Raw genomic sequence first — 13,965 nt, forward strand, 5'->3', positions numbered from 1 at the left:
GATGGCCACGCGCATCGAGCATGACGCCTTCGGCCCGGTCGAGATTCCGGCCGACCGCTACTGGGGGGCGCAGACCCAGCGCGCACTCGGCGTCTTCGACATCGGCCACGAGCGTTTCCCGGTCGGCCTGGTGCGCACCCTCGGCCTGCAGAAGATGGCCGCCGCGCGGGCCAACCTTCGCTGCGGGGTCTTGCCGGCGGAACTGGCCACGTCCATCGTCTCGGCGGCCTCGGAGTTGAGCCGCGGGCTGTTCGACCAGCACTTTCCGTTGACGGTCTGGCAGACGGGCTCGGGTACTCAGACCAACATGAACGCCAACGAGGTCATCGCCAACCGGGCCAACGGCCTTCTCGGGCAACCCCTGGGCACCAAGTCGCCGGTGCATCCCAACGACCATGTGAACGCCTCGCAGTCGTCGAACGACAGCTTCCCGACGGTCATGCATGTGGTGACAGCGCTGGAACTGGAACGCCGCTTGAAACCGGCGCTCGCGTTCCTGCGCGACGCCTGGGCGGAACGCGCGGTAGCCTTCGCCGACGTGCTGAAGATCGCCCGCACACACCTGATGGACGCGGTGCCGATGACGTTGGGCCAGGCCTTCGACGCGTTCGCGCGGCAGGTCGGGCACGGCGTCGACCGCATCGACGCCACGATGCCCCGGTTGCTGTCGCTGCCGCAGGGCGGCACCGCGGCTGGCACGGGCCTGAACGCGCCGCCGGGATTCGACACTTTCTTCTGCGAAGAGATCAGCGCACTGACTGGCCTCGCCTTCACGCCGAACCCCAGCAAGTTCGAAGGCATGGGCGCCCACGATGCGCTGGTCGAAGTATCGGGGGCCCTCAATGTCATTGCCACGTCGCTGGTGAAAATGGCCAACGACCTGCGGCTCCTGGGCTCGGGCCCGCGGTGCGGCCTCGGCGAACTGGCACTGCCCGATGACGGCCTGACGAGTTCGATCATGCCCGGCAAGCGCAACCCGACCATTGCCGAGGTCCTGGTCCAGGCAAGCCTGCAGGTGATGGGCAACCATTTCACCGTGACCATGGCCAACGCTTCGAGCAACTTCGAGCTCAACGTGGCCAAGCCGCTGCTGATCCACAACCTGCTGCAGTCGATCGAACTCCTGAGCGACGGCTGCAGCGTCTTCGCCGAGCGCATGGTACGGGGCATCGGCATCCACGAGCGCCAGCTTGCCGCCAATGTGGACAACAGCCTCATGCTGGCCACCGCGCTCAACACCGAGATCGGCTACGAGAAGGTGGCGCAGATCACCCGGACCGCGTTGGCGCAGGGCATTGGCACCCGCGCGGCCTGCATTCAGCTGGGCCACCTGAGCGGCGAAGACTACGACCGGCTCGCCGATCCCTGGCGCATGGCCGTCGGGCCATCGCCCACCCGGGCGCGCCCGCATCCTGACGCCGCAGCGCCCTCACTCCCGGTGGACGGCCCCCGCTGAAGCCGTTCCATGCGCGGCCTCCCCTGTGTGGCGCGCACCGAAGATGGCCTCCGGCTCGTACAACGCATCCGCCGTGACGCGCGCCACGGCCGGCAGCCCGCACAGTCGCAGCGTGCGCACCAGCTCGTCGCGCAGGATGTCGATCGAGCGCGTGGCGCCGGCTTCGCCCTGCGCACACACGCCGTAGAGGGCGGGCCTGCCGATCAGTACCGCCTTGGCGCCCAGGGCCAGGGCCTTGACGATGTCGCTGCCGCGACGGATGCCGCCGTCCACCATCACGTCGGCGCGGTGGCCCACCTCTGCCACGATGGCGGGCAGCGCGGTGAGGCTGTCCACCGCCGCATCCAGCTGGCGCCCGCCATGGTTCGAGACGATCACGCCGTCACAGCCGATATCAACCGCGCGGCGTGCATCGGCGGCACGCAGGATGCCCTTGACGATGAGCTTGCCCCGCCACGCGTCGCGCAAGGCGTCGAGATCGTGCCAGCCGAACGCGGGGTCGAATTCACGGCCGACCGAAGAAGCCATCTGCGATGCATCGGCCGCGGTATCGGCCAGCCCGGCCATGTTCTCCAGGACCGGCACGCCGTGCCAAAGCATGTCGAGGGCCCAGGCGGGCCTCGACGCGAAGTCGAGCACGTTGCGCGGCGTGTACCGGAAAGGCATGGCGAAGTCGTTGCGCAGGTCCCGTTCGCGCTTGCCGCCGACCGGCACATCCACCGTGAGGACCAGTGCCTCGAATCCCGCGGCGCGCGCCCGTTCGACGAGACGCACGGCCGCGTCCCGCCGCTTCAAGGGGTAGAGCTGGAACCAGAGGCGGCCGCCCACGTCGCCGATGCGCTCGATGGATGCCGTGCCCGTGGTCGAAAGCACGTAGGGAATGCCGGCTTTCGCCGCCGCCCTGGCGAGATCGACGTCACCCCCGCGTCGGCCGAATCCGACAGCTCCCATGGGCGCAATGCCCAGCGGCAGGGCCACTGTTGCGCCGAGGAGGCTCGCCGCCGTGTCCACCGTGCCGACGTCCACCAGCGCCCTGGGCAGCAGCCGCACGCCGCCGAACGCTTCCCTGTTCGCGCGCAGGCTCGTCTCGTCTTCCGCACCGCCCTCATAGAAGTCGTAGACGGCGCGTGGCAGACGGCGCCTGGCCAAGGCGGCGAGATCGTCGATCGAAAACGCGCGGTCCAGGCCGCCCCGCATGCGCGACGGCATCAGCGCTTCACGCCCTTGGCCATGCGCACCAGGGCGCCTGCGGCCTCCCGGTCCTGCTTGAGGAAATCGGCGAATTCGCCGGGCGAGTCGACGGCGGGCTCGACATAGCGTGCATCCATGAACTCGATCATCTTGGGGTCGGAAAACACCGCGTTGAACTCGGCATTGAGCCTGGCCACGATGGCGGCCGGTGTGGCCGCCGGCGCAGCGATGCCCCACCAAGGCCGCGAGGGGAAGCCGCCCAGGCCGGCCTCGCCGATCGTCTGCACGTTCGGCAGCTGCCTGGACCGCTGGGCCGTCGAAACCGTCAGGGCCCGCAATTGCCCGGCCTGGACCAGGCCGATGAAGTTGCCCAGGCCCATTTGCCCGACCTGGATCTCACCGGCCGTGACGGCATTGGCGATCGGCGCGCCGCCCTTGTACGGGACGCCGATGATCTGCGTCTTCCACTCGCTGTTGAGCCAGGCAACGAACAGTTCCTGCAGCGACCCCTCGCCGAGCGTGCCCAGGTTCACGCCGTTCGGATGCTTGAGCGCATAAGCCTTGAGGTCGGCGACGCTCTGCACCGGCAGCGCGGTGGGCACGACGATGGCCTCGGTCACGAAGAACAGCCGCCCCACGGGCGCGAAATCGGTCGCGGGGTCGTAGGGGAGCTTGTCGAACATGAAGGGGTTGAACGACATGGTCGAGTGGTAGACCGCGCAGATGGTGTAGCCATCCGCGGGCGCCTTCGTACAGGCTTCCGCGCCGACGATACCGCTCGCGCCGGGGCGGTTGTCGATGATGAGCGGCTGCCCCAGCCGCTGCTGCAGGGCGGGCACGGCCGCGCGCAGCACCACATCGGTCACGCTGCCCGCCGCGATCGGCACGACCAGCTTGATGGGTTTGGACGGATAGGTCTGCGCGTGGCCTGCGGACGCCAGCCATGCGGCGCCGACGAGGGCGAGCGCCCGAAGAGAAAGCCTGATGGATCGCATGTTTGTCTCCTTCGTTGTTTGATCGATGACGATTCAGTACAGCCCGGTGGCACTGCCGGCCGTCGTGCCCAGCAGCCGGATGATTTCGCCGAAGCGGGCATCGTCCTCGGCCATGTAGGCCGCGAACGCGTCGCCGTCGCGCCAGCGCACCGTGAACGAACTGGCGGCGGCCTCGCGAACAAAGTCGGGGTCGGCCGCCACCTTGCGCAATGCGTCGATGAACTGGCCCGTGAAGTCCGGCGACAGGCCACGCGGCGCAACCACCCCGCGCCAGTGGGCGACCGACCAGGAAAGGCCCGAGGCTTCGTGCACAGTGGGCACCTCGGGGAAGGCCGCATGCCGTGTGTCTTCCATCGTGGCCAGCGCACGGGCCTGGCCGGCGCGCAGGGGGCCGCGTGCATCGGTCATGGTGATCGGTGCCACCAGCGCCTGGCCTTCCAGCACCTTTTGCAGGCCCTGTTCGCCGCTGTAGGTTTCGATGTAGCGCACATGGCTGGTGGGGATGCCGGCCGCGTGCAGCAGGCCGACCAGCGCGAACTTCCAGACGCTGAAGTCCGGCCCGCCGGAGCCGACGATGGGCCCCTGCCGGCCATGCGCCAGGAACTCCGCCAGGTTGCGAAAAGGCGCATCGGCCTTGACGATGACCGCGGCCGACTCCACGAAGGGCACAGCCAGCGGTGTGTAGTCCGCCGGCGTCAGTTCCGTGACGCCCTCGTGCCAGTGCATCATGCCGATCTCGCCGGTGATCATGCCGATCGTCGCGCCGTCCGGCACAGCTGACGCGATGGCGGTGTGGCCCTTCACCGCGCCGGTGAGGTTTTCCACGGTGACTTCGCGCTCGAGGTGGCGCGCCAGATACCTGGCGGTCAGGCGCGCGCGCTGGTCGCTGCCGCCGCCGGCCACGTAGGGCAGCACCATCCGGATCTTCGGGGGTAGTTTTTCCATGCTTTTGTCTCTCTGGGTTGAAGGTCTGGTGGACGCGGAGGGCTGTGGTGGATCAACCCGTCGACAGCCCCGCGGCCCGAACGCCTGCGGTGCAGATTTCCTCGTCCTCGTCACCGCTGCCGCCACTGGCACCGACGGCTCCGAGCAGGGCGCCCGCCGCGTCGACGATGAGAACGGCGCCCGGCTGTGCCAGGAACTTGCCTTCGGCCGTCGCCGCCAGCGACACGAAGAAGTTGGGGTTGCCCTTGGCGCGCTCCGCGAGCACACGACTGGAGGCGCCCATGCCGACCGCGCCCCAGGCCTTGGCCCGGGCCACGTCGAAGCGGAACATGCTGGCGCCGTCCTCTCGCTGGAAAGCCTTCAACTGGCCGGCGTCGTCGAGCACGGCGACCGCCATGGGCTTGTAGCCGGCCTCCCTGGCGCGGGCCAGTGCGGCCTGGATGATTTGATTCGCCTGATCGAGCGTCAGATGGGGCACGGGGTGGTCCTCGGGTGAAGTGGTTGGAAAGCGTCTTGCCGCGCCGCGCGGCTATTCGGGCTTGATGCCTGCGGACTGGATCGCCTTGCGGTTGATCTCGATGTCGCGCACCAGGTGGCTGCGGAATTCCTGTGGCGTGCTGGGTGCGGGCACGGCGCCGTTGGCTTCGAAGGCTTCTCGCACTGCGGGCTGCTGCAGGGCCGTGGCGAGCGCGGTACGAAGGCTTTCCACGATGGAGGCCGGCAGTCCCTTCGGCCCCATCAGCCCGATCCAGCTGGCGAATTCGAAACCCGGCAGCGTTTCTGCGATGGAAGGCACGTTCGGCAGTGGATGCGCATCGCGTCCCATGCTGTGCCCCAGGAGCCTGAGCCTGCCGGCCCCGACCAGCCCGAGCGCCGCGGGCGCCGGCGTCAGCACCCAATCCGTCTCGCCGGAGACCACCGAGGCCACGCCCTGGCTGCCGCCCTTGTAGGGCACGTGCAGCGATTCGAATCCCCCCGCGTTCTGCAGCGCGACGCCGGCCAGATGGCTGACCGAACCGATCCCGGCCGAGGCCATGTGCGTCCGGCCGCCGCGGGCCTTGGCAAAGCTGATCAGCTCGGCCGGCGTGTGCACCGGCAAAGCCGGATGGCAGACGAGGACGTTCGGCAGCACCGCCATCAGCGAAATGAACTCGAAATCCCTCAACGGGTCGTAGCTCACCGCCTTCTGCAGCAGTGGCGCCACGCTGATGGCGCTGCTGGAGGCGATCATCAGGGTGTAGCCGTCCGCCGGCGCCGCGCGCGTCACATCGACACCGATGGCGCCGGCGGCGCCCGCGCGGTTGTCGACCACCACGGGCTGTTGCAGAGCCACCGCGAGCTGGTTGGCGGTGATGCGGCCGATGGTGTCCACGGAGCTGCCCGCGGCGTTGGGCACGATCAGCCTGACCGGCCGCGCAGGGTAAGGCGTCTGGGCCAGGGCCATGCCGGCGCGCTGGCCCAGCGTCACCAATGCGGCCATCGAGGCGGCGATGCGCAGCCACTGCCGGCGGCCCGGCGAAGGCTGCGCGCTGTGGATCGTGCGTGTCCTCATGAGAGATCGCTCCTCATTCCGGCAGCAGGCCGATTTCGCCGACGATCTGCGCCAGCCGCTTGTGCTCTTCCAGCAGGAAGGCCTCGAAATCCTTCGGCGAGCCACCGGGCGACGGAATGGGGCCGACGGCCAGGATCTTTTCGGCGTTGGCCGGCAGCGCCAGCAGCCTGTTGATCTCCGCGTTCAACCGCGTCACGGTGGTGGCCGCGGTGCCGGTCGGTGCGACCACGGCCATCCAGCCCGTCATCTCCACGCCCGGCAGGTATTCGGCCGCCGTGGGCACCTGCTCCCAGCCCGGCACGCGTTTGGACGAGGTGACGGCCAGCACGCGGAGCCGTCCCTGTTTGGCCAACTGGGAACTCGAGGCCAGATCGGCCACCACCGCCTGCGCGTGGCCACCGATGATGTCCTGCAGCGCCACCCCCACCGAGCTGTAGGACACCAGGTTCGCCTGGGCCTTGGCGCGGGCATTGATGAGGCGCGCGATCATGCCGCCGAAGGTGCGCGGGCCTTCGTTGGCGATGGAGAGCTTGCCCGGATCGCGCTGACTCTGCGCCACCAGATCGGGCAGCGAGGCGATGTTGGAATCGGCCCGCACCAGGACGGCGAACGGACTGTTGGCGACGAAGGCGACGGGCACGAAATCCTTGAGAGGGTCGTACGGCAGCGTCTTGAACAGATAGCTGTTCGTCACCAGGGCGGCGGTGGTTGCGAAATACAGGGTGTAGCCATCCGCCGGTGCACGCGCGGCCGACTGCGCGCCGATCAGGTTCTGGCCACCGGGCTTGTTGTCGATGACCAGCGGCTGCCCGAGCGCATGGCCCAGGCCATCGCCCAGCAGGCGGGCCACGTTGTCCGGCCCCGAGCCCGCGGGCTGGGACAGGATCATCTTGATCGGCTTGCTCGGCCAGGCGTCCTGCGCGGCGGCGAGTCTGGCTTGCAGCAACGCCGCGCCGGCCAGGCCGAGTTGGAAGGTTCTTCTTTGCATGTCTGTCTCCGTTGGTTGTTTTTCTAGTTCAGCAGCGCACCGAGCGCGGTCAGCAGGGCCTGCAGCTCGGCGGCATTGGCGGCCACGCCGTAGACGTAGCGGTCGGGCCGGACCACTGCGGCCACGCAGCCATGCTGCTGGAACCACGCAGCGACGACCCCGTCCGCCTCGCGCAGATCGGGCCCCATCTGCAGCGTCTTCAGCCAGGCGGGCGATGCGGCCCGTGCCACAGCATCGGCGCCGGGCGCCTCCTCGGCCAGGACCAGCCACCAGCCGTTGCCGGCCAGGGCATCGAAGCGCACGCGGTCTCCACCGATGGCGATCCACGGCTGCGGAAAGATGCGGCCATTGGCCGCGTGGGCGGAAGGCGAAAGCAGCCCGGCCTCCAGGCCCGGGATGACGTCCTGGCGCGGCATGTCGCGCACGACACCGCCGCATTCGGCCAGCATGCGCGCATCGCGCTCCCGGGCCCTGTGTTCGTCGCGCTCACCGATCACCGCGCCGATGCCCTTGATGCGGCTGGTGAGCTGGCACACGTGGGCCCTACGTTCCTCCGCATACGAATCGAGCAGCATTTCGGCCGCTGCGCCATGCACTTCTCCATGGATGACCGAAGCGAGCTTCCAGCTCAGATTGGCCACGTCCCGCACGCCCTGGCACATGCCCTGCCCCAGAAAGGGCGGCTGCTGGTGCGCGGCGTCGCCGGCGATGAAGACCCGGCCGTGCCGCCACCGCTCGGCGACCAGCGCATGGAAGCGGTAGCTGGCCTGCCGCCACAACACGCCGTCTTCCGGCGTGAGCCAGCGCGCCAGCAGCTTCCAGATTTCCGCGGGCTCGGCGAACTTCTTCGGGTCTTCCCCGGCCTTGAGCGAGATCTCCCAACGGCGGTGGTTGCCGGGGCCGATGACCAGCGTACAGGGCCGCCCGGGCTCGCAGTACTGGACGCTGGTCTTCGGCAGCTTGGCCAGGCCTTGCGCATTCGCCAGCACGTCGACCACCAGCCACGGCTCGTCGAATTCGAGGTCTTCCAGCTTCAGGCCGACCAGGTCCCGAACAGTGCTGGAGGCACCGTCGCAGGCCACCACGTAGCGCGCGCGGACCTGGCCTTCCTCCCCGTCTTCCCCGCGCACCTTCAGGGTCACCGCGTCCGCGTCCTGGAACAGGTCGATCACATGGACGCCGAGTTCGACCCGCGCCGTTTCCGCCTTGCGCACGTGCTCGCGCAGGATGGCCTCGACCGGTGGCTGGGTGAAAACGTTCGACGGCGTGTAGCCGAGCGGGTAAGGCGGCTCGACCATGGTCAGCCGCTTGATCAACTGGCCGTCCACGCCGTAGTACTCGGACGGCGTGAAAGGCTCCACGTACCCGGCCACCGCATCCACCACGCCCAACTGCTGGAAGACGCGCAGGACTTCGTGGTCGATGGCGATCGCGCGCGGCTTGTCGTAGACGTCCTTGAGCCGGTCGCAGACATACACCGTCAGGCCCATGCCGGAGAGCAGGCCGGCCGCCACCGCGCCCGACGGGCCGAAGCCGACCACCGCGACGTCGTAGAGGCCGCGTTCTGTGCTGGAAACCATGGTTTCAGTCCTCGGCGCGGATCGGGTTGACCAGCCGGCCGATGCCTTCGATCTCGACCTCGAAACTGTCGCCCGCCTTCATCCAGACCGGCGGGGTGCGGGCCTGGCCGACGCCGGCCGGCGTGCCCATGACGATCACGTCGCCGGGCTCCAGCGTGAGCACGTCGCTCAGCAGCGAGATGGTCTCGGCCACGCCCCAGATCATGTCGGCCGTGTTGGCGCTCTGCATGACCTCGCCGTTCAGGCGTCCTTCGATCTTCAGCCCCACCGCCGCCGGCGGCATAGCGTCGGCCGTGACCAGCACCGGGCCGAAGCCGCCCGTGCCGTCGAAGTTCTTGCCGATGGTCCATTGCGGCGTGCGCTTCTGGTAGTCGCGCACCGACATGTCGTTGAAGCAGGTGTAGCCGAAGACATAGGCCGGCGCATCGGCCTGGGCCACGTGGCGTGGCACGCGCCGGCCGATCACCAGGGCGAGTTCCGCCTCGTAGTCGAACTTGGCGGACACCTTGGGCAGGATGCCGGCTTGCCCATGCGCGATCAACGACGTGGCGCCGCGGTAGAAGAACCACGGGTATTCCGGCTTCTCGCGGCCGCCTTCCTTGGCATGGTCGAAGTAGTTGAGCCCGAGGCAGATGACCTTGCCGGGCTCAGGCACCAGCGGCGCCAACGTGAGGCCGGCCATGGCCGCGCGTGGGGCGCCGGACGCGATCGCGCGGGCGCCGGCGGCCTGCAGGTCAACACCCGCACGCAAGGCCTCGCGCAGGCCCGCAGGCACATCCGGTTGCGCCCGGTTCAAATCGATGACGGCATCGCCGTCGACCACGCCCAACCGGGCCTGGCCATCTTGGAGGAAAGTCGTGAATTTCATGGTTGTCGAGGGTGAAGGTCGGAAAAAATCGCGACGGCGGTCAGCCGGCCGCGGCGGGTGTCTGCACGAAAAAGACCTGCCTTTGCGCTGCCTTGAGCCGGGGCGAAGGCGGCTGGGAAATGCCCCACTGGTCGACGCGGCCGGGCGGCCACTGCCAGTCATCGGGCCCTCCCGCCTTGTAGCTGTCGTCGATCTGCTCCACTTCCGCGGTGTATTCGATGACTTCGCCAAACGGCCCGATGAAGTAGTTGAAGGCGTTGTCGCCGGGCCCGTGCCGGCCCGGTCCCCATTCGATCTCGTGGCCGGCGTCGCGCATGCGCCCTCCTCCGCGCATGACGGATTCGAGATCGGGCATCACGAAGGCGATGTGGTTCAACGCGTCGTTGTCGGTGTCGCCCAGGGCGATGCTGTGGTGGTCGCTGGCGCAATTGAGGAAGGCCATGATCCGGGTGCGATCCGCCAGCGTGAACCCGAGCGCCTGCTCGAAGAAGCGCCGCGTGGCTTCGACGTCGTGGCTGTTGAGCACCGCATGCGCCAGGCGGATCGGCCGGTCCTTGGCCTCGTGTGCATCGGCATGCTGCGCGTCGCCATGCACGACCTGGATCAGCCGCCCCGCCGCGTCGCGGATGGTCAGGCCGATGCCGCCGGCAGGCTCTGCCAGCGCAGCCAGCGGCTTTGCCACACGGCCACCGGCTGCAACGGCGGCCAGCGCGATGGCGTCGAGCGCCGCCGGGTTGCGCGCCCTCAGGGTGACCTGCCGGATCTCGACGGACGGGCCGCCCTGGTGCAGCGCGAGCAGATGGTGGTCGGCGCCGGTGCCCCGCAGGTAGAGCGCGCCGGCCTCGCGTGCCGCGACGTCGAGATGCCAGACGCGGGTGTAGAAATCCTCGGCGCGCGCCAGGTCGGGCACATTCAGGGCCACGCTGCGCAGTCCGCCGATCCAGGGCGATGTCATGTCGTTTCCTTTTCAAGAGAGGTGAAGGCGCGGGCCAGGAAGCGCCGCGCATTGCCGTGGGCCAGCGCGGCCACCGTGGCCACGTCGTCGAAAGCCGCCTCGATGTGGGCCAGCGGCGCCGCATCGTGGAAATTGAAGGGGTAGTCGGTGCCCGCCATCAGCTGCGAAGAACCGAACTGCGCGGCGAGATGCCGCAGCGTCAGCGGATCGAAGACCAGCGTGTCGTAGAACAGCTGGCGGGCCTGCTCGATGGGGTCGCGCTGCAACTGGTCGCGCACCGCGGGGAATACGCCCCATCCCTTGTGCAGCCGCGGCAGCAGCGAGGCCAGCGTGCCGCCGCCGTGGCTGAACGCGATGCGCAGCCGCGGCCGATGGACCAGGAGATTGCCGGTGATCACCGAGGCGGCGGCCAGGCCCACCTCGGTCGGGTAGGCCAGCACCTGCTGCAGGGGTGCCGGCCCCACCAGTCGGTCCATGCCGGCGGGCTTCAACGCATGCACGAAGACCGCCGCGTCCAGCGCTTCGCACGCCTCGAAGAAAGGAAGGAATCTCGGGTCGCCGATCGGCGTGCCGTTGACGTTGCTGCCGATCTCCACGCCCGCGAAGCCCAGGGTCTGTGTCACGTACCTCAGCTCGGCAATGGCCTTGTCGATGTCCTGCAGCGGTACGGCGCCCATGCCGATGAGCCGCCCGCCCGATTCGGCCACCATCGCGGCAATCTGTTCGTTCAGGTACCGCAGCAGCGGGCCGGCGTCCTCGGCGCTCATCCAGTAGGACAGCAACTCGGGCATCGGCGAGATCGCCTGCTGCGACAGGCCCATGCCGGCGAAGTCATCGAGGCGGCGCGTGGCGCTCCAGCATTTCTCCGACACCGTGCGGTAATTCCTGCCCGAAATCATCACATGGCGGTGGCAGAGTCCGTTGACGGCCGGCGCCGCTGCAGTGGCGGGCCAGTCCGCCGGCATCTTGCGGCCGAGGTAGGGCGGGAAATGCTCGGGCACGACATGCGCATGCACGTCGATGCCGCATGCGCAACGGGCACGCAACCGTGCTTCGCCCTGGCGCATCGCGCCGTCGTCCGCCTGACCAGCCATCTTGTCTCCTCGTCGATCCGGGTCGGTGCCCCGGCTCTTGTTGGCGCAGTTTAGGCAGGCCTGATCGATTTATGAAGTGGATTTTCGATATACATAGAATCCACGGCATGGATATCAAAGACGTGGATCTGAACCTGCTGGTGGCGTTCGCGGCCATGGCCGAGCAACGCAGCGTCACGCGGGCCGCGGAGTCCGTCGGCCTGAGCCAGCCGGCGATGAGTGCCGCGGTGGGACGGTTGCGGTTGCTGTTCGACGATCCCCTCTTCGTGAAGACCGCCGCGGGAATGCAGCCCACGCCGCGCGCCGTGGCGCTGTCCGAGCCGGTGCGGCGCGTCGTGGAGGCCATCAAGGCGGACATCCTGCCGGCCTCGGCGTTCGACCCGGCGACCGCGAAGAAGCGTTTCGCCATCGTGACCCCGGACATTGCGGAAGTCCATTTCCTGCCGCGGATCCTGGCCCACTTCGCCGAGGCGGCGCCGTCCTGCACGCTGCAGACGCTGTCCATGTCGCGCCACGCCGCGGCGGACGCCCTGTCCTCGGGCGCCGCCGAGCTCGCCATCGGTTATCTGCCGGACCTGCAGAAGGCGGGGTTCTTCCTGCAGAAGCTGTTTCGCAACGACTACGTGTGCATCGTGCGCACCCACCATCCGCAGGTGGGCGAGCGCCTCACGCTCAAGTCCTACCTGGCGGCTTCGCATGCGGTGGTCAGCCCCGACGGCCGCGAACACCTGCTGGAACAGGCGCTTCAGAAGCGCGGTGTGGAAAGGCGGGTGACGGTGGGGCTGTCGCACTTCATGAGCCTGCTGCCCATCATCGAGAGCTCCGACCTGATCGCCACCGTGCCGAGGGACCTGGCCAACATCTGCGCGCGGCATGGCGAGATCCGCATCGTGGAGCCGCCGTTCAAGTCACCCGTGGTCGAGGTGCACCAGTTCTGGCACCGCCGGTTTCAGAAGGACGCGGCCAATGTCTGGCTGCGCGGCCTGGTCCAGCAGCTGTTCCACGGCCAGGCCTGATCGCGCCCCTGGGCACAGCAACGCCCACACGCGCTCACGGCGTCTGCAGCGTTCCGTCCATCAGCCGGGTCTGGGTCCAGGTCGTGACGGTGTTCTCGCAGGGGTATTTGGCGGCCTCGGCTTCGTCGAGGTCCACGCCAAGGCCGGGCTTCCCGTTGGCGTAGACGAAGCCGTTGCGGAATTCGGGCAGGCCGGGGAACACGTCGAGCAAGGCCTCCTTCGGGCCCTTGAGGTCCTGGATCACAAAGTTCGGCGGCTCGGTGCCCGACCATTCCTGGACGCCGAAATTGCGTGCGGCCAGGTCGATGTGGATGTTAGCCGCATGGGCCAGCGGCGACATGTCCCCCGGGCCGTGCCATGCCGTGCGCACGCCGTATTGCTCGGCGAAGAGCTGCAGCTTGCGCCCGGGCGTGATGCCGCCGATCTGGCTGAGGTGGACCCGGATGTAGTCGATCAGGCGCTCGGCGATCAGCGCCCGCCATTCGAACGGATGGTTGAAGAGTTCGCCCTGCGCCAGCGGCGTGGTGGTCTTGGCGCGCATCTGCCGCAGCCAGTCGCCCTCTTCCAGGGGAATCGCATCCTCCAGGAAGAACAGTTCGTAAGGCTCGAGCTCGCAGGCGAAGCGGATGGCGTCGATGGGTTTGAGCCGCTCGTGCACGTCGTGGCACAGCTCGACGTCGAAGCCCAGGCGGCTGCGCAGCGCATCGAACATCTTCAGCGTCTCCCGCATGTACTTGCGGCTGTCCAGGTAGATCCCGTCGGACGAGCCCTGGGGTGCCAGCGCGGGCGCCGCACCGAACTTGCCACCCCCATAGCCGCCGCTCTGGCAGCGAATGTGCGTGATGCCTTGCGCGCGGTACTTGGCGATGTTGTCGCACAGCTCTTCCATGTCCCGGCCATCCGCGTGGCGGTAGATGGGCACGCCCTGGCGGCAGGCACCGCCGAAGAGTTGGTACAGCGGCATGTTGGCCTGCTTGCCCTTGATGTCCCACAGGGCCATGTCGATCCCGGAAATGGCGTTGTTCTCGATCGGGCCGTTGCGCCAGTAGGCGTTCTGGTGCATGAGTTGCCACAGTTCCTCGATGGCGTCGGCGTCACGGCCGATCAGCAGGGGCCGAAGGTACTCCTCGATCAGGCATTTGACGGCGAGATGCCGGTAGGCGAAGGTCGCGCAGCCAAGGCCGACCAGGCCAGGCTGGTTGGTGACCACCTTGACCACGAGCAGGTTGATGCCTTCCGGGGCGGTGAGGATGACTTTGACGTCGGTGATGAGGGTGGCCATGGGAACGCTGCCTGTGAATTGGGGTGGAATCGGGTGGAATGGA

13 protein-coding genes are annotated in these 13,965 nt (G+C 68.3%); 2 read left to right on the forward strand and 11 right to left on the reverse strand.

The window, feature by feature from the left end; genetic code table 11:
- Window position 1 precedes the first annotated feature (1 nt).
- Window positions 2–1,456 (forward strand): class II fumarate hydratase, encoded by a 1,455-nt coding sequence (locus RD110_RS22740; protein ID WP_076202205.1) that lies wholly within the window; start codon window positions 2–4, stop codon window positions 1,454–1,456.
- On the opposite strand, the gene RD110_RS22745 is transcribed toward RD110_RS22740, so the two are convergent.
- From RD110_RS22745 to RD110_RS22790, 10 genes are read right to left on the reverse strand one after another with little or no spacing between them, the layout of a single operon-like run.
- Window positions 1,430–2,665: an alpha-hydroxy acid oxidase gene (locus tag RD110_RS22745; RefSeq protein WP_239467101.1), complete on the reverse strand. Its 1,236-nt coding sequence runs from the start codon at window positions 2,663–2,665 to the stop codon at window positions 1,430–1,432. The genes RD110_RS22740 and RD110_RS22745 overlap by 27 nt on opposite strands.
- Window positions 2,665–3,642, reverse strand: coding sequence for a Bug family tripartite tricarboxylate transporter substrate binding protein (locus RD110_RS22750; protein ID WP_076202207.1), 978 nt, complete (start codon window positions 3,640–3,642; stop codon window positions 2,665–2,667). The genes RD110_RS22745 and RD110_RS22750 overlap by 1 nt, the downstream gene beginning before the upstream one ends.
- A gap of 33 nt (window positions 3,643–3,675) precedes the next feature.
- Window positions 3,676–4,587, reverse strand: a complete 912-nt coding sequence (locus RD110_RS22755) for a tripartite tricarboxylate transporter substrate binding protein (protein ID WP_083686483.1) — start codon at window positions 4,585–4,587, stop codon at window positions 3,676–3,678.
- A 52-nt stretch (window positions 4,588–4,639) separates the two neighbouring features.
- The gene (locus RD110_RS22760; protein ID WP_157900306.1) at window positions 4,640–5,065 is read right to left on the reverse strand and encodes a GlcG/HbpS family heme-binding protein; all 426 of its coding nucleotides are present in this window, start codon (window positions 5,063–5,065) and stop codon (window positions 4,640–4,642) included.
- Window positions 5,066–5,116: 51 nt separating this feature from the next.
- On the reverse strand, window positions 5,117–6,139 hold the full coding sequence (locus RD110_RS22765; protein WP_083686485.1) for a Bug family tripartite tricarboxylate transporter substrate binding protein: 1,023 nt from the start codon (window positions 6,137–6,139) through the stop codon (window positions 5,117–5,119).
- A gap of 13 nt (window positions 6,140–6,152) precedes the next feature.
- The gene (locus RD110_RS22770; protein WP_083686487.1) at window positions 6,153–7,127 is read right to left on the reverse strand and encodes a Bug family tripartite tricarboxylate transporter substrate binding protein; all 975 of its coding nucleotides are present in this window, start codon (window positions 7,125–7,127) and stop codon (window positions 6,153–6,155) included.
- A gap of 23 nt (window positions 7,128–7,150) precedes the next feature.
- Entirely contained in the window at window positions 7,151–8,707 is a 1,557-nt protein-coding gene (locus tag RD110_RS22775; RefSeq protein WP_076202213.1) for a bifunctional 3-(3-hydroxy-phenyl)propionate/3-hydroxycinnamic acid hydroxylase, read from the reverse strand.
- 4 nt (window positions 8,708–8,711) lie between these two features.
- Complete coding sequence (locus RD110_RS22780; RefSeq protein ID WP_076202214.1) at window positions 8,712–9,575, reverse strand: fumarylacetoacetate hydrolase family protein; 864 nt, start codon at window positions 9,573–9,575, stop codon at window positions 8,712–8,714.
- Between the two features lie 40 nt (window positions 9,576–9,615).
- Window positions 9,616–10,530, reverse strand: a complete 915-nt coding sequence (locus RD110_RS22785; RefSeq protein ID WP_076202216.1) for a VOC family protein — start codon at window positions 10,528–10,530, stop codon at window positions 9,616–9,618.
- Window positions 10,527–11,624, reverse strand: a complete 1,098-nt coding sequence (locus tag RD110_RS22790) for an amidohydrolase family protein (RefSeq protein ID WP_239467102.1) — start codon at window positions 11,622–11,624, stop codon at window positions 10,527–10,529. Before RD110_RS22790 ends, RD110_RS22785 begins: the two co-directional genes overlap by 4 nt.
- 107 nt (window positions 11,625–11,731) lie before the next feature.
- Between RD110_RS22790 and RD110_RS22795 the strand changes: the two genes are divergently transcribed.
- Complete coding sequence (locus RD110_RS22795; protein WP_076202217.1) at window positions 11,732–12,640, forward strand: LysR family transcriptional regulator; 909 nt, start codon at window positions 11,732–11,734, stop codon at window positions 12,638–12,640.
- 34 nt (window positions 12,641–12,674) lie between these two features.
- On the opposite strand, the gene RD110_RS22800 is transcribed toward RD110_RS22795, so the two are convergent.
- Window positions 12,675–13,922 carry an enolase C-terminal domain-like protein gene (locus tag RD110_RS22800; RefSeq protein ID WP_076202219.1) on the reverse strand — a complete coding sequence of 416 codons (1,248 nt, stop codon included), beginning with the start codon at window positions 13,920–13,922 and terminating at the stop codon, window positions 12,675–12,677.
- Window positions 13,923–13,965 lie beyond the last annotated feature (43 nt).

The organism is Rhodoferax koreense, from assembly GCF_001955695.1.
Lineage (GTDB): Bacteria > Pseudomonadota > Gammaproteobacteria > Burkholderiales > Burkholderiaceae_C > Rhodoferax_B > Rhodoferax_B koreensis.

What these genes read in the sequence shown, in the direction of transcription:
- RD110_RS22785 (WP_076202216.1), bottom strand. Translation starts at nt 10,530, where the DNA reads ATGACATCGCCCTGGATCGGCGGACTGCGCAGCGTGGCCCTGAATGTG.
- RD110_RS22740 (WP_076202205.1), top strand. Translation starts at nt 2, where the DNA reads ATGGCCACGCGCATCGAGCATGACGCCTTCGGCCCGGTCGAGATTCCG.
- RD110_RS22775 (WP_076202213.1), bottom strand. Translation starts at nt 8,707, where the DNA reads ATGGTTTCCAGCACAGAACGCGGCCTCTACGACGTCGCGGTGGTCGGC.
- RD110_RS22755 (WP_083686483.1), bottom strand. Translation starts at nt 4,587, where the DNA reads ATGGAAAAACTACCCCCGAAGATCCGGATGGTGCTGCCCTACGTGGCC.
- RD110_RS22765 (WP_083686485.1), bottom strand. Translation starts at nt 6,139, where the DNA reads ATGAGGACACGCACGATCCACAGCGCGCAGCCTTCGCCGGGCCGCCGG.
- RD110_RS22745 (WP_239467101.1), bottom strand. Translation starts at nt 2,665, where the DNA reads ATGCCGTCGCGCATGCGGGGCGGCCTGGACCGCGCGTTTTCGATCGAC.
- RD110_RS22780 (WP_076202214.1), bottom strand. Translation starts at nt 9,575, where the DNA reads ATGAAATTCACGACTTTCCTCCAAGATGGCCAGGCCCGGTTGGGCGTG.
- RD110_RS22750 (WP_076202207.1), bottom strand. Translation starts at nt 3,642, where the DNA reads ATGCGATCCATCAGGCTTTCTCTTCGGGCGCTCGCCCTCGTCGGCGCC.
- RD110_RS22800 (WP_076202219.1), bottom strand. Translation starts at nt 13,922, where the DNA reads ATGGCCACCCTCATCACCGACGTCAAAGTCATCCTCACCGCCCCGGAA.
- RD110_RS22770 (WP_083686487.1), bottom strand. Translation starts at nt 7,127, where the DNA reads ATGCAAAGAAGAACCTTCCAACTCGGCCTGGCCGGCGCGGCGTTGCTG.
- RD110_RS22790 (WP_239467102.1), bottom strand. Translation starts at nt 11,624, where the DNA reads ATGGCTGGTCAGGCGGACGACGGCGCGATGCGCCAGGGCGAAGCACGG.
- RD110_RS22795 (WP_076202217.1), top strand. Translation starts at nt 11,732, where the DNA reads ATGGATATCAAAGACGTGGATCTGAACCTGCTGGTGGCGTTCGCGGCC.